Source organism: Bradyrhizobium sp. Ai1a-2 (genome assembly GCF_000426245.1).
GTDB lineage: Bacteria > Pseudomonadota > Alphaproteobacteria > Rhizobiales > Xanthobacteraceae > Bradyrhizobium.
The window spans coordinates 1-25454 of the sequence record NZ_AUEZ01000093.1; the positions used below are offsets into that span (position 1 = coordinate 1).

Annotated in this window: 26 protein-coding genes and 1 riboswitch; of the genes, 14 read left to right on the forward strand and 12 right to left on the reverse strand. The window is 63.7% G+C overall.

What is annotated here, in order from left to right:
• Positions 1-591 precede the first annotated feature (591 nt).
• Complete coding sequence (locus K288_RS54340) at positions 592-729, forward strand: hypothetical protein (RefSeq protein WP_201449782.1); 138 nt, start codon at positions 592-594, stop codon at positions 727-729.
• Positions 730-829: 100 nt separating this feature from the next.
• Here the strand turns inward: K288_RS54340 and K288_RS0136995 are convergent, their stop codons facing one another.
• The gene (locus tag K288_RS0136995; protein ID WP_027584029.1) at positions 830-1060 is read right to left on the reverse strand and encodes a lipopolysaccharide assembly protein LapA domain-containing protein; all 231 of its coding nucleotides are present in this window, start codon (positions 1058-1060) and stop codon (positions 830-832) included.
• A gap of 516 nt (positions 1061-1576) precedes the next feature.
• On the opposite strand from K288_RS0136995, the gene K288_RS0137000 reads away from it, so the two are divergent.
• On the forward strand, positions 1577-2254 hold the full coding sequence (locus K288_RS0137000) for a potassium channel family protein (RefSeq protein ID WP_027584030.1): 678 nt from the start codon (positions 1577-1579) through the stop codon (positions 2252-2254).
• Positions 2255-2513: 259 nt separating this feature from the next.
• Positions 2514-3275 carry an autotransporter outer membrane beta-barrel domain-containing protein gene (locus tag K288_RS0137005; protein ID WP_027584031.1) on the forward strand — a complete coding sequence of 254 codons (762 nt, stop codon included), beginning with the start codon at positions 2514-2516 and terminating at the stop codon, positions 3273-3275.
• A gap of 170 nt (positions 3276-3445) precedes the next feature.
• On the opposite strand, the gene K288_RS55110 is transcribed toward K288_RS0137005, so the two are convergent.
• A complete protein-coding gene (locus tag K288_RS55110) occupies positions 3446-3967 on the reverse strand; it encodes a hypothetical protein (RefSeq protein ID WP_064737391.1) in 522 nt (173 codons plus the stop codon).
• Positions 3968-4496: 529 nt separating this feature from the next.
• On the opposite strand from K288_RS55110, the gene K288_RS47735 reads away from it, so the two are divergent.
• Complete coding sequence (locus K288_RS47735; protein WP_152535853.1) at positions 4497-4823, forward strand: LuxR C-terminal-related transcriptional regulator; 327 nt, start codon at positions 4497-4499, stop codon at positions 4821-4823.
• 118 nt (positions 4824-4941) lie between these two features.
• Positions 4942-5697, forward strand: a complete 756-nt coding sequence (locus tag K288_RS51225; RefSeq protein ID WP_084800015.1) for an SDR family NAD(P)-dependent oxidoreductase — start codon at positions 4942-4944, stop codon at positions 5695-5697.
• A 184-nt stretch (positions 5698-5881) separates the two neighbouring features.
• Here K288_RS51225 and K288_RS0137035 read toward each other — a convergent pair whose 3' ends face one another.
• Entirely contained in the window at positions 5882-6529 is a 648-nt protein-coding gene (locus K288_RS0137035) for a TIGR02594 family protein (RefSeq protein ID WP_027584035.1), read from the reverse strand.
• A gap of 257 nt (positions 6530-6786) precedes the next feature.
• On the opposite strand from K288_RS0137035, the gene K288_RS0137040 reads away from it, so the two are divergent.
• A complete protein-coding gene (locus tag K288_RS0137040; RefSeq protein WP_027584036.1) occupies positions 6787-7647 on the forward strand; it encodes an alpha/beta hydrolase in 861 nt (286 codons plus the stop codon).
• A gap of 246 nt (positions 7648-7893) precedes the next feature.
• On the opposite strand, the gene metW is transcribed toward K288_RS0137040, so the two are convergent.
• Positions 7894-8562 carry a methionine biosynthesis protein MetW gene (gene metW, locus K288_RS0137045; protein ID WP_027584037.1) on the reverse strand — a complete coding sequence of 223 codons (669 nt, stop codon included), beginning with the start codon at positions 8560-8562 and terminating at the stop codon, positions 7894-7896.
• A complete protein-coding gene (locus K288_RS0137050; RefSeq protein ID WP_027584038.1) occupies positions 8562-9767 on the reverse strand; it encodes a homoserine O-acetyltransferase in 1206 nt (401 codons plus the stop codon). The genes metW and K288_RS0137050 overlap by 1 nt, the downstream gene beginning before the upstream one ends.
• Before the next feature lie 82 nt (positions 9768-9849).
• Positions 9850-9929, reverse strand: a riboswitch (SAM riboswitch).
• Between the two features lie 182 nt (positions 9930-10111).
• On the opposite strand from K288_RS0137050, the gene K288_RS0137055 reads away from it, so the two are divergent.
• From K288_RS0137055 to K288_RS0137065, 3 genes are read left to right on the forward strand one after another with little or no spacing between them, the layout of a single operon-like run.
• Positions 10112-10960 carry a chorismate mutase gene (locus K288_RS0137055; protein WP_027584039.1) on the forward strand — a complete coding sequence of 283 codons (849 nt, stop codon included), beginning with the start codon at positions 10112-10114 and terminating at the stop codon, positions 10958-10960.
• A 40-nt stretch (positions 10961-11000) separates the two neighbouring features.
• The gene (hisC, locus tag K288_RS0137060) at positions 11001-12098 is read left to right on the forward strand and encodes a histidinol-phosphate transaminase (protein WP_027584040.1); all 1098 of its coding nucleotides are present in this window, start codon (positions 11001-11003) and stop codon (positions 12096-12098) included.
• Positions 12095-13036 carry a prephenate/arogenate dehydrogenase family protein gene (locus K288_RS0137065; protein ID WP_027584041.1) on the forward strand — a complete coding sequence of 314 codons (942 nt, stop codon included), beginning with the start codon at positions 12095-12097 and terminating at the stop codon, positions 13034-13036. Before hisC ends, K288_RS0137065 begins: the two co-directional genes overlap by 4 nt.
• A 21-nt stretch (positions 13037-13057) precedes the next feature.
• On the opposite strand, the gene K288_RS0137070 is transcribed toward K288_RS0137065, so the two are convergent.
• Positions 13058-13288 carry a hypothetical protein gene (locus K288_RS0137070; protein ID WP_152535854.1) on the reverse strand — a complete coding sequence of 77 codons (231 nt, stop codon included), beginning with the start codon at positions 13286-13288 and terminating at the stop codon, positions 13058-13060.
• Between the two features lie 229 nt (positions 13289-13517).
• Entirely contained in the window at positions 13518-14705 is a 1188-nt protein-coding gene (locus K288_RS0137075; protein ID WP_027584043.1) for a DUF2125 domain-containing protein, read from the reverse strand.
• Between the two features lie 208 nt (positions 14706-14913).
• On the opposite strand from K288_RS0137075, the gene K288_RS0137085 reads away from it, so the two are divergent.
• Both K288_RS0137085 and K288_RS0137090 read left to right on the forward strand, forming a co-directional pair.
• Complete coding sequence (locus K288_RS0137085; RefSeq protein WP_027584044.1) at positions 14914-15510, forward strand: gamma-glutamylcyclotransferase; 597 nt, start codon at positions 14914-14916, stop codon at positions 15508-15510.
• Positions 15511-15674: 164 nt separating this feature from the next.
• Positions 15675-16970: an SGNH/GDSL hydrolase family protein gene (locus tag K288_RS0137090; protein ID WP_160169050.1), complete on the forward strand. Its 1296-nt coding sequence runs from the start codon at positions 15675-15677 to the stop codon at positions 16968-16970.
• A 269-nt stretch (positions 16971-17239) separates the two neighbouring features.
• Here the strand turns inward: K288_RS0137090 and K288_RS0137095 are convergent, their stop codons facing one another.
• The 4 genes from K288_RS0137095 to ftsE form a co-directional block, all read right to left on the reverse strand.
• The gene (locus tag K288_RS0137095) at positions 17240-18013 is read right to left on the reverse strand and encodes a lysophospholipid acyltransferase family protein (protein WP_027584046.1); all 774 of its coding nucleotides are present in this window, start codon (positions 18011-18013) and stop codon (positions 17240-17242) included.
• Positions 18014-18040: 27 nt separating this feature from the next.
• Positions 18041-18763, reverse strand: a complete 723-nt coding sequence (locus tag K288_RS0137100) for a YdcF family protein (RefSeq protein ID WP_027584047.1) — start codon at positions 18761-18763, stop codon at positions 18041-18043.
• A 71-nt stretch (positions 18764-18834) separates the two neighbouring features.
• Positions 18835-19806 (reverse strand): ABC transporter permease, encoded by a 972-nt coding sequence (locus K288_RS0137105; RefSeq protein ID WP_027584048.1) that lies wholly within the window; start codon positions 19804-19806, stop codon positions 18835-18837.
• Positions 19799-20458 (reverse strand): cell division ATP-binding protein FtsE, encoded by a 660-nt coding sequence (ftsE, locus tag K288_RS0137110; protein ID WP_027584049.1) that lies wholly within the window; start codon positions 20456-20458, stop codon positions 19799-19801. The genes K288_RS0137105 and ftsE overlap by 8 nt, the downstream gene beginning before the upstream one ends.
• Before the next feature lie 203 nt (positions 20459-20661).
• Here ftsE and K288_RS0137115 point away from each other — a divergent pair, with 203 nt between their 5' ends.
• Positions 20662-21519 (forward strand): MJ0042-type zinc finger domain-containing protein, encoded by an 858-nt coding sequence (locus K288_RS0137115; protein ID WP_027584050.1) that lies wholly within the window; start codon positions 20662-20664, stop codon positions 21517-21519.
• Between the two features lie 151 nt (positions 21520-21670).
• Positions 21671-22048, forward strand: coding sequence for a response regulator (locus K288_RS0137120; protein ID WP_027584051.1), 378 nt, complete (start codon positions 21671-21673; stop codon positions 22046-22048).
• Between the two features lie 109 nt (positions 22049-22157).
• Here K288_RS0137120 and K288_RS0137125 read toward each other — a convergent pair whose 3' ends face one another.
• Positions 22158-24767 (reverse strand): TIGR02302 family protein, encoded by a 2610-nt coding sequence (locus K288_RS0137125; protein ID WP_027584052.1) that lies wholly within the window; start codon positions 24765-24767, stop codon positions 22158-22160.
• Between the two features lie 216 nt (positions 24768-24983).
• Here K288_RS0137125 and K288_RS0137130 point away from each other — a divergent pair, with 216 nt between their 5' ends.
• On the forward strand, positions 24984-25364 hold the full coding sequence (locus tag K288_RS0137130; RefSeq protein ID WP_027584053.1) for a carboxymuconolactone decarboxylase family protein: 381 nt from the start codon (positions 24984-24986) through the stop codon (positions 25362-25364).
• Positions 25365-25454: the final 90 nt, after the last annotated feature.

Genomic DNA, 25454 nt, shown 5'->3' on the forward strand with positions numbered 1-25454 from the left:
GCCTGGCCCAAAGGTGATGCGCCTAGGCCTCGAAGCCTTCCGCCGCATCAAATACGGCACCACTTTGAGGCTCGAAAATGTGTGAATCGGATAGCCGGTCACCGGGCTTTCTTGCCACCGTCACCCGCGGCAGCTCTTGCTGCTCGCGAGCTTAGCGCCAGCGTCGGGGCGCCAGGACCACACGACTTCGCCGTCCGTGATGCGCGCGCTCGTCAGTCACACCCATCACGTCCACCGCATCTCACCGCAACGTTCGTGACGATCGCGAGCCGCCCCTCATTCGGGTGAGACGCGCGGAGTTAAATCACTGATTTGCCCGACAGCGGAAGCGGAATGTTTTTCGCTGATCGACTGGACAGGGCAAAACACATTGATTGAGTTGGGGAAATTCGCGTCAACTGGACTCGTCATTGCGCGGCGATGCGCCGGTGGCTAGCGAGAGGGTCATTCGTTCGGGATCGCTTGGACGCTCGCAAACAGGAAGTTGAATTTTGGTGTGTTCTATTTGTGTCGTGATAGTGAGGCGCGTCACAGGGGGTGATCCGAATATCACGTAACGATCACAGGCAACCGCAATGGAGGGATACCCCCATGCTTGCCGAAAAGTTCTTTCTGATCCTGGAAACGCTCATCAGTCACATCACCGATACGGCGCAGTACCCAGATGGCGGGCCGAAGGTGGTGAGCAGAGCACGTCACGTACCGATCAAGTTGCCGGAGATCGGATAGACTTGAGGCGAGCGCCCGGTCGGTGACAAACGCACCCCGCCCCGAACGCCGACTCGTAACGAGGGATGCAAGCAACCGTAGGCCCCCTTGACCCACGTTGTCAGGAGTTGCCCAAGCTCCATTGCGACCCCGCATAGGAACGGCGCAGGAGCGCCAGCAGACTACCGCCCGTGAACGCGCCGAGGATGTAGATCAAGACCGTGAGCACAGCGAGTGGCATGGTTCCCTTGAAGCCGAGGAAGGACACGGTAACGGCTTCAAAATTTTGCACCGCGAAAATCAACGTCGCGAGGGCGAATAGAACGATTACGGCCAGATTGACCCAGCGCATGGCCTTTCTCCTTTCAGCTTATCCCATCGCCTTGCCCGCCGGCATTGTCCCAGCCAGCAATAAACGAAGCTGCTCTGCTGCGCCTAACGGCGAGGACATCGCTGCATCGCCTTTTGGTTTGCGATCGATAGCACTCCGCTCTTCTGTCTGAGTCTTGAGATAGATCAAGCGGTGGGGCCCGAAGTTCATCGGAGACTACCAGTCGCGTTTGGTGAAGTGCGCTGATTCCCACTCTAACAGACGGGAGAGAAACGATGCTCAGGCTGGCTGTCGTTGCGTTTACCCTCACCCTGGCGTCATCGGCCGTGGCCATCACGCCCGCCCCCCTTCAGCAACCGAACGATACGGTTATCCAGGTTCGGGAGGCATGCGGAGCCGGTATGCACCGCGTTAACGGCGTCTGCGTGAGAACTGCGGCGCGTCGCAATGCGAGCCGTGCCGTCCGCCGATGCGCGACCGGGATGACTTGCTAGCGTCGGAGCTGCGGAGCGTTCGGCGGCGAACCAGGGGGGCGAAATGCGCGCGATGGGCGAACGGCAGCGCTTGAGCTTTAACGACTGGCTGCTCACTCTGCTAACCGTTTTGCTAGCGCTGATAGTGTTTGTTCTTGCGCCCCTCCAGGCAGCGGGCTCCCTTGCATTTCACGCCGGGGCAATTACTGCGTTGCTGGCAATCATTGCCAGCATGGCGATCATTTCGGCCAGTGCGACTGCGCTGGCTTTCATGTCGATTGCTTTGATTGCCAATATCGTCGTGTTCTTGATGCGCTACTACTATTCCTGGCCGTACAACTTGCACCTATTGGCGGCCGCATGGTTGGTGATCGCCATCACACTCGGCATAGTCGTAATCAGGGCCGTGTTCGGACCCGGCTACATCACATATCACCGAATTATCGGTGCAGTACTCGTGTATCTGCTGTTCGCGGTTGGCTTTGCGAGCCTGTTCACGTTCTTGGGCTTGTCGATCCAGGGGGCGTTCAAAGGCATCGAATTTAGAGATGATCGATCACTCGCCAATGAAATCTTCTATTTGAGCTTTGCCACGCTGACGACCACGGGCTACGGCGACATCGTTCCGGTGCATCCGTGGGCAAGAAGCCTTTGCAACTTGGAAGCCATAATTGGACAACTTTATCCCGCAACGCTCTTGGCACGGCTTGTAACCCTCGAAATAGACCAGCATGGCAAATAGCTGGGCGACACGACGTGTTAGCCGCGATGGCTGGCAGCCCTCCTCCGCTTGTTGCCGGAAGCCGCGCGCATAAGCGCGCGTTTGGACAGAACACCTGCCATTTTTTCCCGAAACAAATTCCGAGTGTTGCGGTCCTGGCACACGTATCGAGGGTGAACTCATCTAGGGTAGCATGTGTAATTGGAATGCAGACATCACCACCATCACCACGAATTCATCGGCCGTCCGATCTGAAGTGAAGCCGAAAAGGGGGAATGATATGAAAAAGTTTTTGCTGGGCACTGTTGGTTTGATCGCACTGAGCATCTCCGCTCCCGCGCTGGCCGCTGACATGGCGGTCAAGGCCCCGCCACCGGCCCCGCTTCCGGTGATCTACGACTGGAGCGGCTTCTACATCGGCGGCAACGGCGGCTGGGGCCAGAGCCGCAATTGCTGGGACTTTGTCGACGTTGTGGGCGGCGTCTTCAGCGACGGCTGCCGCGACCGCTCCGGAGGTCTGGTCGGCGGCCAGATCGGCTATCGGTGGCAGTGGGGCGGCGGCTGGGTGTTCGGCGTAGAGGCCCAAGGAGATTGGGCTGATATCCAGAACACCCGCGCCAGCCTCATCAATCCGTTGTTCTCGACCCAGGTGAAGACCGACGGCATCGGCCTTTTCACCGGTCAGATCGGCTATGCCTGGAACACCTCGCTGCTATACGTCAAGGGCGGCGCTGCGGTGACGAGCAACAGCTTCAGCGTCCTGGACACGTTCTCCGGCTTTGAATTTGCCTCGTTTAGCTCGACCCGCTGGGGCGGCGCCGTGGGCGTCGGCTACGAATACGGCTTCGCGCCGAACTGGTCGGTCGGCGTCGAGTATGACCACCTGTTCATGGGCGATGCGAACAATTCGTTCACGGTGGTCAATCCCATCGTCGCCGGTGCGCTCAATCGGATCAGCCAGGACGTGGATATGGTCACGTTGCGCGTCAACTATCGCTTCAACTGGGGCACCCCCTACAGCCCGCCGGTTGCCCGTTACTGATTCTTCTGAACTCCAGCCAACTTCAAGCCCCGGCACTTCCGGGGCTTTTTGTTGAGCCGAAGCACTATTTGCGCGAACCGGTGTCGACTTCGCTCGAAAACGCTCACACCCGTTTGTCTCGAAGAGGCGGCTCAATGAGCCGCCTCTTTCGCCATCACTTGCGCTTGCGGCTACTGACAAAGATACATGTTTCCGTCGTCGAGCTTTGTCATCGTGCCGGGGGTGCATTTCAAGAAGTTACGGCCGGAATAGTCCTCCCACCCGGTGTAGCCGTAATAAGGTGCACCGCCGTAGTAAGCCCGCATCGCGTAGTGCGGCTTGCCAAAGCCGGGATCAGTCTGGGCTGCATACGCGCCATACGCCGCCGGCGTTGCGGCGTAGGAGCTTCCCCATCCGGTTGAGTAGTAGGGGCTTCCCCAGGTCGGCGACGTGGCGGCAACTGCAGCCGCTGTGCCGATCGCAGCAGCGCCTGCGACGCCTGCGCCCACACCGTAACCGTATGCGGCCCTCCGATTGTGCCGCCGCGCGACGCCGGCAACACTCACGGGGGTCAGTGGGCGGCCCACACGCGCTTGCGCCTCCTCGACCGAGAGGGAGACTCCGCGCTGCTCAGACCAGCCGAAGGAGAGGAGGGCCGCTCCGGCAAAGGTCGAAACCGCAATTGCGGCTTTAGTCAAACCTATCCGCGTCATAAGTTTTCTCCGCTAATGGTCTGCCCCATTTGGCGATGCCAGTTCGCAGTCAAGCGTGAGCTGCGCGATCTTCGCGTCGCAGATCGGAGGAATAGGACCCGAGCGGAAAGCAATTGCGGTCGAAATAATCTAACGCGTAAGTCGCTCTAGAATCGGAATTTGGAGGCGCACGAGCCCGTTCTCGGAAAAGTCCTCCGTCGTATTACGTAAGATCAAATCTTAGATCGACAGCCAGCACCATTGTCCTAACGTGCAACCATACGTCACTCGTGCTGTCCTACGAGCAACGTTCGGTCGCGCAAATTCATTGGACAACCGTCAACGTCGCTTCTACTTTTTTCACGCTCTTGGTCTCTTTCCGGAGGTGGCCGATGAGTGTGTTCAAACATCAATCGCAAGTCTATTTTTCGCGCCTCGCTTCTCTGACGCAATATCAGCTTCTTCTCATGAGAATAAGGTCCGGTCTGTCAGCGCTCGATGAAAATGACCTTCTGTTTGGCGCAATGGCAATCTGCGCCGGGAGTTTTTCTTGCTTGATGTTGGTGATAGTTTTTTTCTAAAGCTGAGATCGATCGAGGCGTTTGCGATGCGCATCAATCCAGGACATCGAGAGAACATCTCTGTCGGTGAAGGACAGGCCAAGCATGTTGTAATCTTGAGCTCGCGCGAGAAGCGGCTCTTGAGACGGTTGGCTGAAGGAAAATCCGACAGCCGGATCCATATGGAGATCGGTGGTACCGTTGAACAGATCGGCGCCCAGCGACGAAGGCTCATCGAGAGATTGCGCATCGGGTCTCAAGCAGAGCTAGTGACGGTTGCCGAGCAGCTTGCACCCTATCCGAAACGGCCGATCTAGCCGCCGCATCTATCTTTGATGTCGCGCGTCAAGCCGGACATTGCACGGTGGCCGGCAACGCCGAAAAGGGTATGATGAGTCGCTGAGCGCTGACGCTCTTCTGCACTTGGGGGACGCCATGGATCTCAATGGCAAAGTTGCATTCGTGACCGGGGGTTCAGGCGACATCGGAAAAGCGATTTCGGAGGCTCTTGCTGCTTCCGGCACCGACGTTGTCGTTTCCTATGTGGGCGAGGCTGGTCGCGCTGACGCGGTGGTCGAGGCGGTGCGAAGGGCTGGCCGGCAAAGCCACGCGGTGCAACTCGATCAGCGAGACCCCAAATCGATAGATCGATGCGTCGGAGAGATAAGCAACCATTTTGGGCGGATCGATATTCTCGTCAACAACGCGGGCTGGAACATAGGCATCCCGTTCGGTGACCTGGATGCGATGACACCGGAGATTTGGGATCGCGTCCTTGAAACCAATCTTCGCGGACCATTCCTGCTTTCTCGAGCGTTCGCATCCGAACTTCAGCGGCACAAGACGGGCCGCATCATCAACATTGCTTCGCTCGCAGGACTCGCCCCAGGTGGCAGCAGCATCGCTTACGCGGCCAGCAAGGCGGCACTGATCCATCTCACCCGCTGCCTCGCAGTGGCGTTGGCGCCAGATGTGACCGTGAATTGCATAGCGCCCGGATTGGTTGAGGGAACACGTATGGCCGACCGGGTGCCGCAAGCAATGAAGGAACGCGCTCGCGCTCAGTCGGTCCTCGGACGCACGGGAAGCGCGGATGACATCGCGCAGATGGTCGTCGCCTATTGCCGAGCGGACACCGTGACCGGGCAAACGACCGTCGTCGACGGCGGAAACCCGCTCGGCATGCGTTGAACAATGTGCAGCGGCGAGCGTTCGACGCCAGCCTTCAAGGGATGGCTCCGCATTGAGCCCGGAGTCCATTTCGCCGTGCACAAGTGGACGAATGGATTCCGGGCTCGCGCGGAGCCTGTCAACGGGGCCGCGCTTCGCGCGGACCCGTTGGCGCGCCCCGGAATGACAGTGAAGCCTGCAGCGGCTAGTTCTCCGGCATCACGTAGGCGTAGATCTTGCCGCGGGAGACCGGGGCTTCGCGGACGCGGTTGCCGTTGTTGCCGGAGATCATGATCGGATTTCCCTTGGCATCTATGCCGGTGATGATGCCGACATGGCCGCCGCGGCGTCCCCGTGACATCACGGCGATGGCGCCGACCTGCGGGCCGGAGACACGCTGTCCATAGCGCGCGAACGAGCTCGCCATGTCGGAGTCGGTGCCGCGATAGCCGGAGTGCTTCAGCACCATGTTCATGAACCTCGCGCACCAGAGGCTCGCGCGACTGGTCGGATTGCCGCCGAGGTAACGGCGGGCTTCAGCGACGATGTTCGATGAACCGGAGCTTGCCGCCTGCTCGAGCGCCGGCGACAGACTTGCATTGCTGTCTGCAAGACCGCTTGCCTGCATTCGTGCGACGCCGCGCTCCCAGCGCGAGGAGCGCATCATGTGGCGGTGACGATAATGGGCATGGTGGCGCTTGAGATGATGACCGGCATGATAGGCCCTGGCGTGGCGCCCTGCGCCGTGATGAGGCCGTGCCGAAGCGGGAGAGACAGAGACGACGATTGCCGTCGAACACAACGCCAGTGCCAGAACTCGCAGCAACCGGCGGAACGCACGCAACTGAACCATACTTCGCATTTTTTCCTTCGTTACACCCCCGTTTTTCCTGGTGCGCCCGCTGTGGATGACATGTGGATGACAGGCGCGGCGCGTTTTGTGATGCGCAATGTGGCAAGATGAAGATTTCACGCCGCAGTGCGGCGAAAAAAATGCGGGACGATTCGCGAACATTTCGCGGCGAAGAACAAACGACGTCGCCGCATTGCAGCCGCGAGCGTTAATTGCGATCCTTGCGACCGCAGGCTCACAAGAAGGAAAAGGTTAAAATGCCCTATGCCGTCGCCAAGGATAATGTCCGCCTCTATTTCGAAGAGGTTGGAAGCGGGACCCCGATCATCTTCCTGCACGAGTTCGCGGCAGATCACACCAATTGGGAGCCGCAGATGCGCTATTTCTCGCGCGGCCACCGCTGCATCGCCTATTCCGCGCGCGGCTACACGCCCTCCGACGTTCCACCCTCGGCCGAGGTCTACAGCTACAAGCACTTCTACACCGATGCGCTCGCGGTGCTCGATCATCTCGATATCGCACGCGCGCATTTCGTCGGTCTGTCGATGGGCTCCTACTCGTCGCTGCACGTTGCGCTCAATGCGCCCGAGCGCGCACTGTCGATGACGCTCGCAGGCGTCGGCTCCGGCTCAAGTCTCGAAAACCTCGACGCCTTCCGCGCGCAATGCCGCGCCAATGCCGAGCAATATGAGACCCTCGGATCGGCGGAGGTCGCCAAGGTGACGCGCGAGGCGCCGGGCCGGATTCCGTTCCTCGTCAAGGATCCGCGCGGCCATGCCGACTTCTACGCCGCGCTCGCCCGGCACGATGCGAAGGGATCGGCCAACACCATGCGCAGCTTTCAAGGCGGCCGACCCTCGATCTACACCATGGCGGAAGCGATTGGACGCGTGCCGACGCCGGCGCTGATCATCTGCGGTGACGAGGACGACAATTGCGTCGAGCCGAGCCTGTTCCTGAAGAAGCATTTGCCCGCGGCGGGGCTGACGTTCTTCCCGAAATCGGGACACGTGCTCAACCTCGAGGAGCCCGCGCTGTTCAACGAGATGGTCGAGCGCTTCATCGCGCTGGTGGAGGCGGGAAGATGGCTGCCGCGCGATCAGAGGTCGATGGTGTAGCCGCGGAGACGTATGCTCCCTCTCCCGCTTGCGGGAGAGGGCTGGGGTGAGGGTGTCTCCGCACTGGGACTCCCCGAGTGGAGAGAGCCCTCACCCGGCGCTACGCGCCGACCTCTCCCGCAAGCGGGAGAGGTGAAGCGGAGTGCGTGTCTTGACCCGTCATTGCGAGCGGAGCGAAGCAATCCATTTCACCGCTTGCGGAGGCATGGATCGCTTCGTCGCTATCGCTCCTCGCAATGACGGTGACTACCTGCCCTTCCCGCCCCTGCTCAGCAAAAACACGCCCTGCTCGCCGAACATGTTCCAGACCCACCAGGGCAGGTTCAGCGGCACCGGGCGGCCGTAGAGGTCGAGGGCGACCGCGCGCTCCATCTTGACGTGGATCTCGTCGCAGAGCTGCACGAAATCCTTGATGGTGCAGAAATGAATGTTGGGGCTGTCGTACCAGGTCGCCGGCAGGTTTTCGGTGCGCGGCATGTGCCCGCCGACCAGGAGCTGCAACCGCATCTTCCAGAAACCGAAATTCGGGAACGAGACGATGGCGCGGTGACCGATGCGCAGGAGATTTTCCAGGACCGCCTTCGGCTGCCGTGTCGCCTGCAGCGTCTGCGACAGGATCACGTAGTCGAAGGCATCGTCGGGATAGTTGACGAGGTCGGTGTCGGCGTCGCCCTGCACCACCGCGAGCCCCTTGGCGACGCAGTGGTTGACGCCTTCGCGCGACAGCTCGATGCCACGGCCGTCGATACCGCGGCTTTCCAAAAGTTGCAACAGATCGCCGTCGCCGCAGCCGACGTCGAGCACGCGCGACCCGGGCTGCACCATTTCGGCGACGAGAAGATGATCCGGGCGATGGCCCGTGCTCGCCTGCGGCGCTACGCCGGGCAGCGGCAAAGTTTGTTCCTGAAGCGCCATCACGCGACCCCCACATCGCCAAGGCCGCGCGCCTTGCCGGCCGACTGCAGAAAGGCGCGGGAGATGTCGAAGAATTCGGGCACATCGAGCAGGAAGGCGTCGTGGCCCCTGTCGGTCTCGATCTCCGCGAACGAGACCCGTGCGCTGGAGGCATTCAGCGCATGCACCAGCGCCCGTGCTTCCGACGTCGGAAACAGCCAGTCGCTCGTGAACGACACCACGCAGAACCGTGTCTTGACGTCGCGGAAGGCTTCCGCCAGCACGCCATCATGGTCGGCGGCGATGTCGAAATAGTCCATCGCCCGCGTCAGGTAGAGATAGCTGTTGGCATCGAAGCGCTCGACAAAGGACGAGCCCTGGTAGCGCAGGTAGCTCTCGACCTGGAAGTCGGCATCGAAGGAGAATGTCGGCAGCTCGCGGTCTTGCATCCGCCGTCCGAACTTGCGATGCAGCGCCGCGTCCGAGAGATAGGTGATATGCGCGGCCATGCGTGCGACCGCGAGCCCGCGATGCGGATGCGTGCCCTGATCGACATAGCCCCCGCTGCGCCAGTCCGGATCGGCCATCACGGCCTGGCGGCCGAGCTCATGAAAGGCGATGTTCTGCGCCGAATGGCGCGTCGAGCAGGCGATCGCGAGCGTCGAGAACACGCGCTCCGGATAGGCCGCGGCCCATTGCACCGCCTGCATGCCGCCCATGGAGCCGCCGACCACCGCGAACAGCGTCTCGATGCCGAGCCGGTCGATCAGCATCGCCTGCGCGCGCACCATATCGGGGATGGTGATGATCGGAAAATCCAGCCCCCACACCTTGCCGGTCGCAGGGTTGAGCGAGGCGGGGCCGGTCGAGCCCATGCAGCCGCCAAGCACGTTGGAACAGATGATGAAATATCTGGAGGTGTCGAGCGGCCGGCCGGGGCCGACCATGGTCTCCCACCAGCCGGACTTGCCCGTCACCGGATGCACATTGTTGACATGCTGGTCGCCGGTCAGCGCGTGGCAAACCAGAATGGCATTGGAGCGCTCGGCGTTGAGCTCGCCATAGGTCTGATAGGCGATCTGGAACGACGCGAGGTCGATGCCGCAGTCGAGCTTCAATGGCTGATCCATGCCGAACTTCGCCACCGGCGAAGACGGATGATCGGCCTCGTGCGCGCGATCCTCGCTCTGGATCGACGTACCCTTGATCGACTGCACCTTGGTCATTTGCGGCGCCTTCCTCCGACGCGGAGGTCCCGGACAGAAATCAGGCCATAAAAAACCCGGCCTGAACAAAGGTTCGGCCGGGATCGATCTGTCCCCGGCCTGTTTAGCGAGTTCTTTAACGTGGCTGCAAGCCGGCCGGCTCAAATGACCACGGAGTGGTGGGAAAGTAGTCCCTTACCCGACCGGCGTCAAGGCGACCCGGACCGTTAACCTAACCGTGACCTTTACCCAAGCTTGCACCATCTGGCCCCATGGGACAGAACGGGGGCCTGCATCCTTCGAGACGCGGCGCTCGCGCGCCGATCCTTGAGGATGAGGAGAGAGACTTTCAGTAGGTTCTAAGCATGTCAAAACCGCCTCCGGCGCCGCCCTCGCTGGGCGAATTGCGCAAAGAGATCGACGCGATCGATGAGCAGGTTCACCGCTTGTTGATGGCGCGTGGCGACATCATCGATCGCCTGATCAAGGTGAAGCAGACCCAGGAAGTCGGCTCCGCGTTCCGGCCGGCGCGCGAGGCCGACATGATGCGCCGCCTGGTCGAGCGCCATCGCGGCATCCTGCCGCTCGACACCATCGAGAGCATCTGGCGCGTCATCATCTCGACGTTCACTTACGTGCAGGCGCCGTTCGCCGTACATGCCGACGTCTCGGTCGGCGAATCCATGATGCGGGATTCAGCACGCTTCCATTTCGGCTTCGTGGTGCCCTACGTCTCGCATTTCAGCGCGCAGGCGGCGGTCGAGGCGGCGGCGAAATCGAAGGGCGACCTGGCGCTGGTATCGGCGATTTCCAGCCGCACGCCGTGGTGGATCGAGCTGGAGGCCGAGGGCGCGCCGAAGATCATCGCGCGGCTGCCGTTCCTGGAGCGCGCCGATCATCCGGCGGCGCTTCCCGTCTTCGTGATCTCGCGCGTCGCTGACGATGCGATGGTAACCGAAGTCGAGATGTGGAGCGTCCGTGTCTCCGGCTGGAATGCCGAGATCGCCCGCGCGCTGGCCCCGCTCGCCGAGATCGTCGCGGTGCCGGACACGGCCTTCGACGGCGCGGCGCTGCTGGTGTCGGTCGCGGGCATCGGCTTCGAGAAGATCAAGCTGGCGCTGATCAAGGCCGGAGCCTCGGTGCGCTCATCGGCCCTCGTCGGCAGCCACGCAACGCGCTATACCGTGCCCTCCAACGGGACGGCCAAAGCGTAAGACAAGGCCGCCCTGCAAATCCGGAGCTAGAGAGTTAGAGATGTCCCGCCCCGTGCCGAACCCCGGCATCCTCGATATTGCGCCCTACACCCCCGGCAAGAGCCCGGTGGCAGAACCGGGGCGCAAGGTGTTCAAGCTTTCCGCCAATGAGACGCCGCTCGGCCCCTCGCCGAAGGCAATCGCGGCCTATAAGCACGCCGCCGAACATCTGGAGGACTATCCGGAAGGCACCTCGCGGGTGCTGCGCGAGGCGATCGGCCGCGCCTACGGCCTCGACCCGAATCGCATCATCTGCGGTGCCGGCTCGGACGAAATCCTCAACCTGCTCGCCCACACCTATCTGTGCGAAGGCGCGGAGGCGATCTCCACCACCCACAGCTTCCTGGTCTATCCGATCGCGACCAAGGCGAACGGCGCCAAGAACGTGGTCGTGCCGGAAACCGACTACACCGCCAGTGTCGATGCGATCCTCGAGGCGGTCACTCCGCGGACCAAGCTGGTCTGGCTCGCCAACCCGAACAACCCGACCGGCACCTATCTGCGGTTCGACGAGGTCAAGCGCTTGCGCGCAGGCCTGCCGTCGGACGTGCTGCTGGTGATCGACGCCGCCTATTCCGACTACGTGGTGCGCAACGACTATGGCCTCGGTCTTGAACTGTGTGCGACGACCGAGAACACGGTCATGACCCACACCTTCTCCAAGATCCACGGGCTCGCGGCGCTGCGCGTGGGCTGGATGTTCGGCCCGGCGCACATCGTCGACGCGGTGAACCGCATTCGCGGCCCCTTCAACGTTTCTACCCCGGCGATGCTCGCGGCGGTGGCCGCGGTGGAGGACACCGCGCATGTCGAGATGTCGAGGGCGCACAACGAGACGTGGCGGAGCTGGGTGACGGATGAGATCCGCAAGCTCGGGCTGAAGGTGACGCCGAGCGTCGCCAACTTCGTGCTGATCCATTTCCCGACCGACAAAGGCAAGACCTCGGCCGACGCGGACGCGTTCCTCACCAAGCGCGGACTGGTGCTGCGGGCATTGAACAATTACGGCCTGCCACACGCGCTGCGCATGACCATCGGCACCGAGGAGGCCAACCGCCTCGTGGTCGAGGGCCTGCGCGACTTCATGGATCAGAAGTGAACGCCGCGCCGCACTTCCAGCGCATCGCGCTGATCGGCTTCGGCCTGATCGGCGGTTCGATCGCGCGCGGCGCGCGGGCGCAAGGGCTCGTCAGCGAGATCGTCACCACGGCGCGTTCGGAAAAGACGCGCGCACGCGTCGCCGAGCTCGGCATCGTCGACCGCGTGGTGGCGACCAATGCAGAGGCGGTCAGGGATGCCGATCTCGTCATCCTCTGCATTCCCGTCGGCGCCTGCGGGCCCGTGGCGGCGGAGATCGCGCCTTACTTGAAGAAGGGCGCGATCGTCTCCGACGTCGGTTCGGTCAAGGGCGCCATCGTGCGCGACATGGGGCCGCATATTCCTGACGGCGTGCACTTCGTGCCGGCGCATCCGGTGGCCGGCACCGAGCATTCGGGGCCGGATTCCGGTTTCGCCGAGCTCTTCATCAACCGCTGGTGCATCCTGACGCCGCCTGAGGGCACCGACGCGGGCGCGGTTAACCGGCTGCGTGAATTCTGGGCCGCGCTCGGCGCCAAGGTCGAGATCATGACGCCGGATCATCACGACCTCGTGCTCGCGATCACCAGCCATCTGCCGCATCTGATCGCCTACACCATCGTCGGCACCGCCGACGAGCTGGCGCAGGTGACGTCGTCGGAAGTGATCAAATTCTCCGCCGGCGGCTTCCGCGATTTCACCCGCATCGCCGCCTCCGATCCGACGATGTGGCGCGACGTGTTCCTGAGCAACAAGGATGCGGTGCTGGAGATGCTCGGCACCTTCAACGAGGATCTCTCGAAGCTGACGCGCGCGATCCGCCGCGGCGACGGCGAGGCGCTGTTCGAGCATTTCACCCGCACCCGTGCCATCCGCCGCGGCATCGTCGAGATCGGCCAGGATTCGGCCGCGCCGGATTTCGGACGACCGCACGCGAATCTGGAGAAGAAGGCGGAGTAGCAGCTCCGCCTTCGCTTTGCTTTAGCGATGCGGCCTCGCCCGCATCCTGACATGCGGCGTTCTCGCGCCGGCATCGACTGACATCATCGCATGGCTGTCGGCCACCGGCCTCGACATGCCGATTCCGAGATCGCTGTTCGGATGAACGAACGCTTCCATGCCGGGCTCCGACACGACCGGCTGCGCCGATGCTGACGATGCGATCGATGCCGCGACAAACGCAGCGAAGCCAAACAGTCTGAACCTGATCATTGCTCTCTCCTTGCCATGACCCGCGGTTTTGCGGATGTGCGGGCCTTCGCAGAGCAAGAGCGGAGAGCAGGCGTCTGCATTCCCGGCGCACGCCGTGATCGCAATCACGCTTGGGCGATTGACGCTTTACCAGGCTCGTAGCCCGGATGGAGCGAAGCGCAATCCGGGGCAGCTTGCGATGCGGGCGGAGATTTTCCCGGGTTGCGCTGCGCTTCACCCGGGCTACGGCTTAGAACAATGGCGGGATTTGGCCGACCTTGATCGGGCCGAGCAGCACCGCGCCGTCGACGAAGCGGAGCGGGAAGGATCGCGCCTTCTTGCCTTCCAGCATGGCTTCGCTGCCGAGCGAGTTGATGCTGGCGGCGACGCCGACATTGGCGTTCTGCTTCACCACCTTGCCGAGGCCGGGGATCGCGCGGTCGAGCGCGCCGAAGAGATTGTTGAGGTCCTCTGTCTTCACGCCGGGCGCGACGCGGTCGAGCGTCGATTGCGGCACGCCCTCTTCCAGCATTTTTTCGATGCCGAGCGCCGGGACCACGCGCTCGAGGCCGGTGACTGTCATCTGCAATTCGCCCTCGATGCGGCCATTGGCGTTGAGGCTCAACGTGCCCGCGGAGACCGCGATCATCTCGCCCTGCTGGATGCGTGACTGCACGATCTCGACATGGCCGCCGGCGGCCTGGATCTCGCGGAAGCGCTCGGGCCACGGCTTTGGCGTGAAATCCTTCAGGCCGGAAATCTTGGTACGGATGTCGGCATCGAACGGCGTCGCCAGCACCGGATGTACGTCCTGCAGGCTGCCGCCATTGATCTGCAGCGCGGTCTCGATCACCGGATTGTCCAGCGACGAGCCTTCGGCGAGGCGGCCGTGCAGCTCGACATGACCAGCACGGCCGAGCGGCGTCTGCACTGAGCCGTTGACGCGGTCGATCGCGGGATCGTCGAACACCAGCGAGGCGCGCTGCGGCACGGCCGGGAGGCCCACCACGCTGGCGCGCCCGGAGCGCCAGTTCACGGCGAGGGACGGCTGCGCGCCGCGCTCGGCGAGCGTCGCCGGCGCCTTGAATTCAGCGATCACGCGCTTGGGGTCGTAGACCTGCGCCACCACCAGGATCTCGCCGAGCCGCGCGGTGAACGGCGTCTGCGGCGCGGCAGTCTGCGAGATCAAGGTCACGCTGGCATCCTCGCAGCGGATCTCGAGGCGGAACGGGTAACCCGCCACCGACCGCTTGCCGCAATCATAAACCCGGCCCGCTTTCGCCTCCTGCGCGCGCCAGGCATCGGCCTGCACCCAGACCTGGGACGAGGCATAGAACCAGAATGCGGACCACGCGATGGCGAGGATCAGGACGAGGACGGGGCCGGCAAAGATAGGCCAACGCGAGCGCCGGTGCGGCGCGGGGGTCATGTCAGGCATGCGGCGACCTCTGGCTGTCAATTTTGGCAAATGTAAGCGGGAAACCAGGGCCGAGATCATGATCTGATTAGACGGAATCGATCATGATCTCATCTCTTTGTTTGAGCATGATCTTTTCGGAAAACCGGTTCCCACTTTTCCGGATCATGCTCAAGGACCCCACGAAACCGCTTCGCTTCGCCGTCCGCTTTTGCTAGCCCTTCCGGCGATGTCCGCGCAACTTCTCTCCACGCCCGAATCCCCCGACAGCGACCTCTGGGTATTTGGCTACGGCTCCCTGATCTGGAAACCGGGTTTCGAATTCGAGGAACAGGTGGCGGCGCGGCTGATCGGCGAGCATCGCGCGCTCTGCGTGTATTCCTTCGACCATCGCGGCACGCCGGAAAAGCCGGGACTGGTGCTCGGGCTCGACCGCGGCGGCGCCTGCCGCGGCGTCGCGTTCCGCGTTGCGGCGAAGCGGCGCAATGAGACGATCGCTTATCTGCGCGGCCGCGAGCAGACCACCAATGTCTATCGCGAGGTGCACCGCTCGGTGTGGCTCGAGGACGACCCGCGGTCGCGCGTAGCCGCGCTGACTTACGTGGTGGACCGCAGCCATGTGCAGTACGCCGGCCGGCTGTCGCTGGCCGACCAGCTCCGCTACGTGCAGCAGGGTCACGGCCGCTCGGGCAACAACCGCGACTATGTGCTGTCCACGGTGCTCGCGATCGAGAAGCAGGGCTTCCGCGATCCGCAACTGCACAAGCTCGCGACGATGCTGCACGACGCGCATCCGATCGAGCTGCCGCTGCAGGAAGGAACGTAGCTAGAGCATTTCCGCGTTGGCGAATCCCTCGCCCTCTCGACCGTCCATTTTGCGGCATCAAGGAAGCGATCGTTACCGTTGTAGCGATGCCGCACGCTTTTGGAATACAACCGAAAAACGGGGAATGCATTCTTGCCGCCGCAACCATCACGGATTGGCAGAAGATGCATTTCAACAAGCCCGCGATTTTCCTTCGTCGATTTGGCGCATCCGGCCGGGCGCGGCTGGCCGCGACTCTGCCGGCGCTCGTGGTCGCTGTGACTTGTGCCGGCGCCCAGCCTGCCGAGCCCTGGATCACGACATGGGCAGCAACCCCTGGACCGCGCTGGGCGGACGAATTGCCGGTGCCCTTTGGCGTGCCGGAGGTGCTGAGCAACAGGACGGTGCGGCAGACCACGCGCATCAGCGTAGGCGGCGAGAAACTGCGGATCGTGATCTCGAACGAGTTCGGCGTCCGTCCCATCACCATCGGCGCGGCGACAATTGCTCTGCCGGCCGGCGGCAGCGCAGTCGATCCGACGACGATCAAGCCCGTGACCTTCAGCGGTCACACCGACGCCGTGATACCGCCGGGCGCACCGCTGATCAGCGACCCGGTCGACTTTCCGGTTAAGCCGCTATCGAGTGTGGTCGTCAGCTTCTATCTGCCCAACCCCACCAAACTCGCCTCGGTTCACTGGGAGGCCATGCAGACCGGCTACATATCGGGCTCGGGTGACATGACCAAGGCGGCCGACTTCAAGCCCGAAAGCACCATCAGATCGCGTCTGCTGCTCAGCCGCATCCTCACGACCGCCAAGCCTGATTCCAGCGCCATCGTGGTCCTTGGTGATTCCATCACCGATGGGTTTTGCTCTACTCCCGACAGCAACCATCGCTGGACGGATGAACTCGCCAGCCGTCTGCAGGCAGAGGGCCATCCCGATATCGCGGTTGTGAATGAGGCATTTTACGGCAATCGCGTGCTGGCCGATGGCTTCGGGACCAGTGGCCTCGCGCGGTTCAATATGTCCGTGCTGAGCCATGCTCGGGTATCGACCGTCGTCCTGATGCTGGGCGGCAACGACATTGGCTTGCCCGGCGCCACCATACCGAACGATCCGGAGCCGACAGCCGACGACGTCATTGCCGGCCTCAAGCAGATCATCGAGCGCACCCACGCGGGCGGCATCCGTGTGGTGTTGTCGACCCTGACGCCAGCCGCCGACGCTTTTGCCGGCACGCGCTTTTCAAAGTATTACACACCGGAGAAGGCGAAGATCGCGGAGGCCGTGAATGCCTGGGTCAGAACCAGCAACGCAGCCGACGGCGTGATCGACTTCGGCAAGATCCTGGAGGATCCAGCAAAGCCCGGCCATCTGGCGCCGGCCTATGATTGCGGTGATCATGTGCATCCCAACGATGCTGGGTATCAGGTCATGGCCAAGGCAGTCGATCTGAAGCTTCTGCTCGGCCAATAAACATGGCGCGGCGGCAGCGGCGGTTGCCGTCATGATCCAGACGATGACGCTTGGCGCTAGAGCATGATGCGTTTTGGTTGAATCCGCCCGTCCACGCGTTTCACCGCTTGCGGGAGAGGTCGGCGCGTAAGCGCCGGGTGAGGGCTCTCTCCACACGGTCGGACAGCGTGAATCGCGGAGAGACCCCCACCCCAGCCCTCCCGGAGCGAGGTATGCTCGTCTCCCCCGCAAGCGGGAGAGGGAGCCAGTCCACCTCGCTCGAAAACGCTCTACACCTTGGCCTTCGCGGTATCGGGCACGACGCCGAACAATTGCGCCTGCTCGGCGCGCGCGGCGTCGACGATGCGGTCGGTCGCGCCTTCGATTGTCTCGCGCAACCGCGTCATGAACTCGTCGCGCGGCAAGCCAGGTGGCAACGGATCGAGGAATTCGACCACCAGCGTGCCGGGATAGCGCATGAAGGTGCGGCGCGGCCAGAACAGGCCGGAGTTGAGTGCGATCGGCAGGCACGGCACGCCGCTCTCGGCATAGATCTGCGCCACGCCGCTCTTGTAGCTCGGCGGCGCGCCGACCGGCCGCCGCGTGCCTTCCGGGAAGATCACGAGCTGGCGACCGCGCTTCACTTCAGCGGCCGCGCGGCGCAGCGTCTTCACCAGCGAGCGCGGGCCGCCGCCGCGGTCGATCGAGATCATGCCGGCCTTGACCAGGAACTGGCCGAACACCGGGATCCAGGTCAGCTCGCGCTTGAGCATGTAGAGCGGATGGTCGAAGAAGCGCAAAAGCTGGAACGTCTCCCACATCGACTGGTGCTTGGAGGCGACGATCAAGGGCCCTTTCGCAATCTTCTCCAGCCCTCGGAATTCGACCCGGATGTTGCAGACGACCCGCATCAGGAACAGCGTCGCGTTTGCCCACCATGCGGCCAATGTCATCATCACCCCGCGCGGCAAGACAACGGTCGGGATCGCGATGATGCTCAACGTCACCAGCACGAGATAGAACAGCACGTTGAAGACGAGCGAGCGCACGAAGATCGAAGACATCGAATTCCCGACAAAGAGTTGGTCTGGTCAGTTCACCTGCGCGGTTGCGGGCCGGCGCGGCGCCTGGGCGCCGCCGGGCTGCTCGAGCAATTCCGGCGTCAGGTCGAGACCAATCTGGGCCAGCCGCACCCGCACCTCCGCCGCGACATATTTGACGTATTCCGATAGCAGGAGGCGCAGCGTTCCGCCACTCATCCACCAGGGTTCGTCGCGCCATTTGTCGCCGATCACCACGAACGGGATCAGTTCGACATCCGGCATCGCGTGCGACAATTCGACGATCGCGCGCGGCATGTGGTAGTTCGAGGTCACCACGATCAGCGACTTGAAGCCGCGTTCATGCGCCCAGCGCCGCGTCTCCGCGGCATTGCTCCTGGTATTGACGGCGGAACGGTCCAGATCGACGCAGCAGCGCAACAGCGCCTGGTTGTTCTCGGGCAGCGAGCGCGAAATGTCGCTGGCCGCATTGGTCGGGTGCACGCCCGAGATCAGCAGCCGCTTGCCGTAGCCGGCCGCCAGCAACTCAACCGCGTCGGAGATGCGCGAGGAACCGCCGGTCAGCACCACGATGCCGTCAGCGTTGCGCTCGGGCTGGGTTTCGACGCCACGCAACTGCGACAGGAACGCGAGGAAGCCGAGCCCCGCTCCGACGAACAGCACCGCCAGCGGCGCGACGATCAGCGCGCGCAGCCATCCGCGCGGCCACGCTGGCCGACGCTTGTGCGAGCGGTCGTCGAGATCAGAACTCATCGGATAAGGCTGCCCCTTCCCCGGACGCAATTCTAGAGCGTTTTCGGGTGAAGTGGAGTCCGGCCGTTCCATCAGTCGACGTCATCGAGCGTGGCGAACAGCGTCCGCCGTGAGGCCCAGGCCGTGATCGCCGCGATCAATACCGCCTGCAGCGCCAGCACCAGATAGCCGGACGGGCGCAGCGAGAAGGTCCCGAGCAGGGCTGCGAACTGGTCGCCGACCGGCGTACCCGAGAACCAGCTCGCGATCGATTCGGAGAAGCCGAAGAACAGCATCGCAACGCCACCGCCGATCAGCCCGCCCTCCAGGCCCAGCATCAGGAAGTGCCGCAGGAAGCGGTTGGCAATATAGCTGTCGGCGGCGCCGACGAAATGCAGCACCTCGACGATCGGCCGGTTGGCGGCCATTGCGCCGCGCGTGGCGAAGGACACCGAGATGATCGTCGCGATGATCACGAGGGCGAGGATGCCGATGCCGGCAAACACGGTGGCGCCGCTCATCGAGCGCATGCGCTCGATCCAGGCGCGGTGATCGTCGACGCTGGCGCTGGGGGCGGCCTGCGTGACCCGCGCGCGGAGCGCGGCGAGATCCAGCGTGCTGCCGGGCTGCACCCGCGCCACGATCACGCGCGGCACCGGCAATTGCTCGATCGACAATCCGCTGCCGAGCCACGGTTCGAGCAGTTTTGCGGATTCCTCCTTGCTGAACGGGCGGACCTCGACGATCCCGCCCTGCGTCCGCATCGCCTCCGCTGCCGCTGATGTGTCGCGCTCGAGGTCGCGGCCGGCAGCGGGGCGGATCTGGATCGTGACCTCGCTCGCGACCTCCGACTGCCACTCGGCCGCGGAGGCGCTGACCAGGAGCACCGTGCCCGTGGTCATCGAGGCCAGGAAGGTCATGATCGCCACGACCGCGACCAGCGCGCGGCCGGAGATCGAGGCGCGCGGCACGATCGGCGACATGTTGCGCGCGTTCGCCGGCACCTGCGGGCGTTCACGCCCGAGGTCGACGAGCGGCACATGTTCTCGGCCGATCTTATTCATAGATGTGCAGCCGTCCCTGGTGCAGCACCAAACGCCGCGCCTCGTATTGGTCCATCAGCGTGATGTCGTGGGTGGCGATGATCACGGCTGTACCGGACTTGTTCAACTCGATGAACAGGCGAAGCAGCCGCCGCCCGAGCGTCGGATCGACGCTACCGGTCGGCTCGTCCGCCAGCAACAATTGCGGCCGCGAGATCACCGCGCGCGCGATCGCGGCGCGCTGCTTCTCGCCGCCCGAGAGGATCGGCGGCAGCGCATCCATCCGCTCGCCGAGGCCGACCCATTTCAAGAGGTCGATCACCTCGCGCCGGTAGCTGGATTCGTCGCGGCCCATCACGCGGAACGGCAGCGCGACATTTTCATAGGTCGTCATGTGGTCGAGCAGGCGGAAGTCCTGCAGCACGATGCCGATGCGCTTGCGCAGGTTTGCGACCTGATCCTTGTTCAGCAGCGAAACGTCCTTGCCGAACAGATTGACCAGCCCGCGCGTCGGCCGCATCGACAGGAACAACAGCCTGAGCAGCGAGGTCTTGCCGGCGCCCGAAGGGCCGGTGAGGAACTGGAAGGAATGGGCGGGAACGGCGAAGGTGAGGTCGCGCAGAATCTCCGGGCCGAGCCCGTAACGCAATCCGACATTTTCGAACCGAACCAAGCTCTAGCTCCGCTCGACATTGGGTTTGACGTTGGGTTCAACTTGCGCGGCGACCGGGAACCTCGAACCTTGGCTCAATCCTCGCGCCCGTCTCCGGCTGGGCCGGCGGGCCGAACAATGCGTTTGTGCTTCGGTTATGGTTTCCGATTCGTTAACGGTCGCCTTGTAGCATTCCGGCGGATCCATGGTGGGGATTGGGCTCCATGCATATCGTTTGCCCGCATTGTACAACATCCTACACGATCAAGCTGGAGACCTTGGGTCCGGCCGGGCGCACGGTGCGTTGTTCCCGCTGCAAGGGGGTCTGGCTGGCGCGTCCGGAGGATGCAGTGGACGCTACGGTGCCGATGCCGGCCATGGCAGCGGCGAACCAACCAGCCGCGTCTGATATCGCCGCGGAATGGGAGGCGATGGCGCAGCAGGAGGAGGACGAACGCGCTCCTGTCGTCGACAGCCCCTCGATCTCGGCCGACTGGCCGGCGGACGATGCCGTCCGACAGGACTGGCCATCGGTTGCCCGGGACGACGCGGAAGCGCACGCGGATGCCGAAGCCAAGCCCCGGCGCCGCCTGCCGACACTGCTCAGGCTGCCCGCCCTTCCCCGCATGCGTATGCCGGCCGCGAGCCTGCCCACGGCCTGCGCCGCGATGGCAGCGCTGGTTGTGGCGCTCGTGGTGTGGCGCAGCGACGTCGTGCGCCTGTTGCCGCAGACCGCGCTGTTCTACCGGCTGGCCGGGCTCGAGGTGAATCTGCGCGGGGTAGTGTTCAAGGACATCAAGGTCAGCAACGAGACCGTGGACGGCAAGCCGGTGCTGGTGATCGAAGGCATGATCGTCGGCGAGTCCCGAAAGCCGGTGGAACTGCCGCGCTTGCGCTTTGCGGTCCGCGACGCACAGGGCGCGGAGATTTATGCGTGGAACACGGTGCTGGAGCAGCCGGTACTGAAGCCGGGCGAGCGCGCTTTTTTCAAATCGCGTCTTGCCTCGCCGCCCCCCGAAGGGCGCGACGTCGATATCCGCTTCTTCAACAAGCGGGATCTGGCGGCCGGCAGCCGCGCCTAGAATACCTAAAGCATGATGAGATCAGGACGAAATGCATCCGCGACGTAAGCTGCACTCCCTCTCCCGCAAGCGGGAGAGGTGAAACGAACCGGCCGCCGATTCAACCAAACAACATCGCGCTTTGACGTGTCTTGCGAAGGAGGTTAGCTCGATGCCGCGGGTATTGATCGCCGACGACGAAGATTCGATGCGCACGCTGGTGGCACGCGCCATCGCGATGGACGGCCACGAGACCGTCACCGCGCAAGACGGCGCCGCCGCGCTGGAAATCCTTGCGCGCGAGCAAGGTGCCTTCGATCTCCTGCTCACGGACATCCAGATGCCTGTCATGGACGGGATTGCGCTGGCGCTCGCCAGCGCACGCGATTTTCCGGAGTTGAAGATCCTGCTGATGACCGGCTTTGCCGATCAGCGCGAACGCGCCTCCGGCCTCAATGCGATCGTGCACGACGTGGTGACCAAGCCGTTCTCGGTCGCCGATATCCGCACGGCGGTGGCGGATGCACTGTCGGCGCGGAAGGTGGCGTAGGCACGGACGGACGCGCTCTCAGCCCGTCATTGCGAGCGGAGCGAAGCAATCCATCTCGCCGCTTGTTGAGGCATGGATTGCTTCGCTTCGCTCGCAATGACAGGGAGCCTCAGTAATCCTTCAGCAGGCGCTCGAGATAGTCGAGCTCGATCTGCGGCCGCGACGGGTCGCCCAGGCGGCGGCGGAGTTCTTCCAGGATTCGCCGCACACGCTGCACGTCGATCTCGCCGGGAATCTTGACGGTGTAGTCGTCGCCGAACTCGCGGCCGTGCAGGGGACGCCCGAGCGGGTCGGTCTGGTTGCCGCCGCTCTGCTGCCGGCCGACGCGGTTGCCGGGGCCGTCGCCCGCCTGCTCGCCCTCGCCCTGCTGCATCGCCTCGGCGAGGCTCTGCGCGCCCTTGCGCAGCGCATCGAGCGCGCGGCCCTGCGAGTCCACCGCACCGTCGGCATTGCCCTCGCCAAGCCGGCCGCTGGCATCGCCCATCGCGGAATCGGCCTGATCGAGGCCGTCCTCGCCGTCGCCCTGATCGCCCTCCTGGCCGCCCTGACCTTGCTGACCCTGTTGTCCTTGCTGGCCCTGCTGTCCTTGCTGGCCGCGCTGACCCTTCTCGCCGCGCTGGCCGGGGCCCATGCCGCGCTTGGCAAGCTCTTCCTGCAACTTCTGCAGCCGGTCACGCAGCGCCTGCTGATCCTGCTGCAGATCGCCCATGGACTGATCGCCCTGCTTGCCGCGCATGCGGTCGCGCCGCGAATCCTGGCCCTGCTTGAAGGTCTTGTCGCGCAATTGCTGCTGCTTGCGGATCATGTCGCCAAGCTCGTTCAGCGCCTGCTCCATGTCGTTGTCGCCGCTCTGGCCGGGCTGCGCCATCTGCAGGTTCTCCAGCATCTGCTGGAGCTGATCGAGCTGCTGCTTCGCCGCCTCCTTGTCGCCGGAGCGCGACATGCGCTCCATGCGGTCGAGCATGTTCTTCAGGTCCTGCTGGCTCAGGACCTTGGCGTTGGGATCGAGCGGACGCGCCAATTGCTGCGGGTTGTTGCGGAACTGCTCGGCGAGCTGGCGCATGAAATTGTCGAGCGCCGCGCGCAGATTGTCGGTGAGCTTCTTGATCTCCTCGTCGCTCGCGCCGCGCTCCAGCGCCTGCTTCAAGGCGTCCTGCGCCGCGCGCAGCGCCTTGTCGACATCGGTGATGTTGCCGTCCTCGATGGTGACGGCGAGCGCCCACAGGCTGGCGACGACCTCGCGCAACGCATCGTCGGTATGGGCCGCCTCGAGCTGCCGCGCCACGCTGTGCAGACCAAGATAGGTGCCCGCCTCCGGCGTGAACATTTCCGGCGCGATCAACAGCGCGTCGAGCGCGGCGTAGACGTCGGCGTTCTTGTTGGCGTCGAGCGCGAGAATGCGGCGCTGCTCGATCAGCGCCCGCGCCAGCGGCTTGGTGAACAACCGCTCAGGCAGGCGCATGCTGAACGGGTCGCTCTTGGCCTCATTGCCGGCCTCGTCCTTGGCCGTCAGCGTCAGCGTCACATCTGCGCCGGCATAGGGGTCTTCGCTCAGATCCTTGACGGTCTGGCCGACGCCATTGCGGGTGCGCGCGTTCGGCAGCACGAGCGGGAATTGCGGCGCCTCGAACAGCGGCCGGGCGTCCGCCGTCTTGGTTCCGGCGTTGCGCGGGTCCTTCGCCGCATCGCCCGGACGCGCGACGAACTGCGCGCGCGCTTCGGTGATGCCGTAATCGTCCTCGAGCCTGTAGGACAATTGCAGCGAGCCGCGCGCCTGGCGCTCCGGATCCTTGGCCAAGGCGATCGACGGCGGGCGGTCAGGGGTTGCGGTAAAACGCCACAGCGGCTGGCCGGCCGGCGCGCGGACATGCGCGGTGCCGTCGCCTGCAATCTTGAAATGCCGCTCGTTGGTGCCCTTCGGCGCCTCTCCGCTCGGGGCAACCTCGGTCACGCCGCCACCGACCACGACATCGATATTCCCGCCACTGGAACGCACCAAAAGCGTGCTGTTGGCGGGAACCGCCAACGGCCCGCCCTCGGCAGCAGTCGCTTCCTTATTCGCAGAGGACAGGATGATCGGCGGCTTGCCGGTATAGTTCGGCGGCGTCACCCAGGCATCGACCCGGATATTGGTCGGCGCCAGCACGCCATTCCAATCGAAGGCGGAGGCGAAACGGAGAGAACGCTCGTCGCCGGCGGCGATATAGGCCGCAACCAGCATCACGATCACCAGCGCCCGCAGCGCCCAGGGATCGTGGATCGGAAGCCGCGGCGACGGCAGGCCGGCGCGGATGCGCTTGAGCGAGGCCAGCGTGCGCTCGCGCTGTGCCTGCCACAGCGCTTGCGAGACCGGGTCCTGGCTCGTGAGCGTGTCGGTCAATGCAGTCGCCGGACGATGGCGGATGCCGGTGCCGCGATCGAGCCGGCTCAAGCCCTCATCGCGTGTCGGCCAGCGGAAGCGAGCCAGCGGAAGCAGCGCACCCAGGGCGAACAGCGCGAACAGACCCACGCCAGCGAGGCGCACCGCGAGCGGCAGCGCCAGCCAGAGCCCGGCCCAGGACACCACCAGGAACAACCCAATGACGGTCAGAAACCGGGCCAGATGCGGCCACGCGCGCTCCCACGCGATCGCGTATTGTGCGCGCCGCAGGGCTTCAATCAGCTTTAGCCGCGCGACGGCGTCATGCTCGCGCGCGGGCTGTGAGGGGTCGCCGCTCAATAAAATCTCCGGGTTGCCCGACACGTGACCTTACCACAAGGGCGGCAATGAGGCACCCGTTCCATTCCGGCAACCCACACGTGGAATTACGCATAACACGAAGGCGTGACTGCGCGTGAGCGACCCCGTAACGTCGCGCCGCCACTACCCAGATCATGATCCAAACCGGTTTCCACTTTTTCGGATCACGCTCCCTGAACTGCATGAGGAAACGTCATGGACCAAAAGACGTACGACAAAGGCCTGGAAATCCGCAAGGCCGTGCTCGGCGAGGCCTATGTCTCCAACACGCTGAAGAACGTCGACAGCTTCAACAAACCGTTCCAGGACCTGCTCAACGAATATTGCTGGGGCTCGGTATGGGGCCGCGAGGAATTGCCGCGCAAGACCCGCAGCATGCTCAATATCGCGATGATCTCGATCCTGAACCGGCCGCATGAATTGCGCGCGCACCTGAAAGGCGCGCTGACCAACGGCGTCACCCGCGACGAGATCCGCGAGATCCTGATGCAGGTCGCGATCTATGGCGGCATGCCCGCCGCCGTCGACAGTTTCCGTATCGCGCGCGAAGTGTTCGCCGAGATCGACAAGGGCTAGGTCGTGTGGACAATTACCTTAGCCAGAGCAGTGTTGCGGCGATAGCGACGACGGCGAAGTAATTTCGTGCCGTTTTTTCGTAGCGCGTAG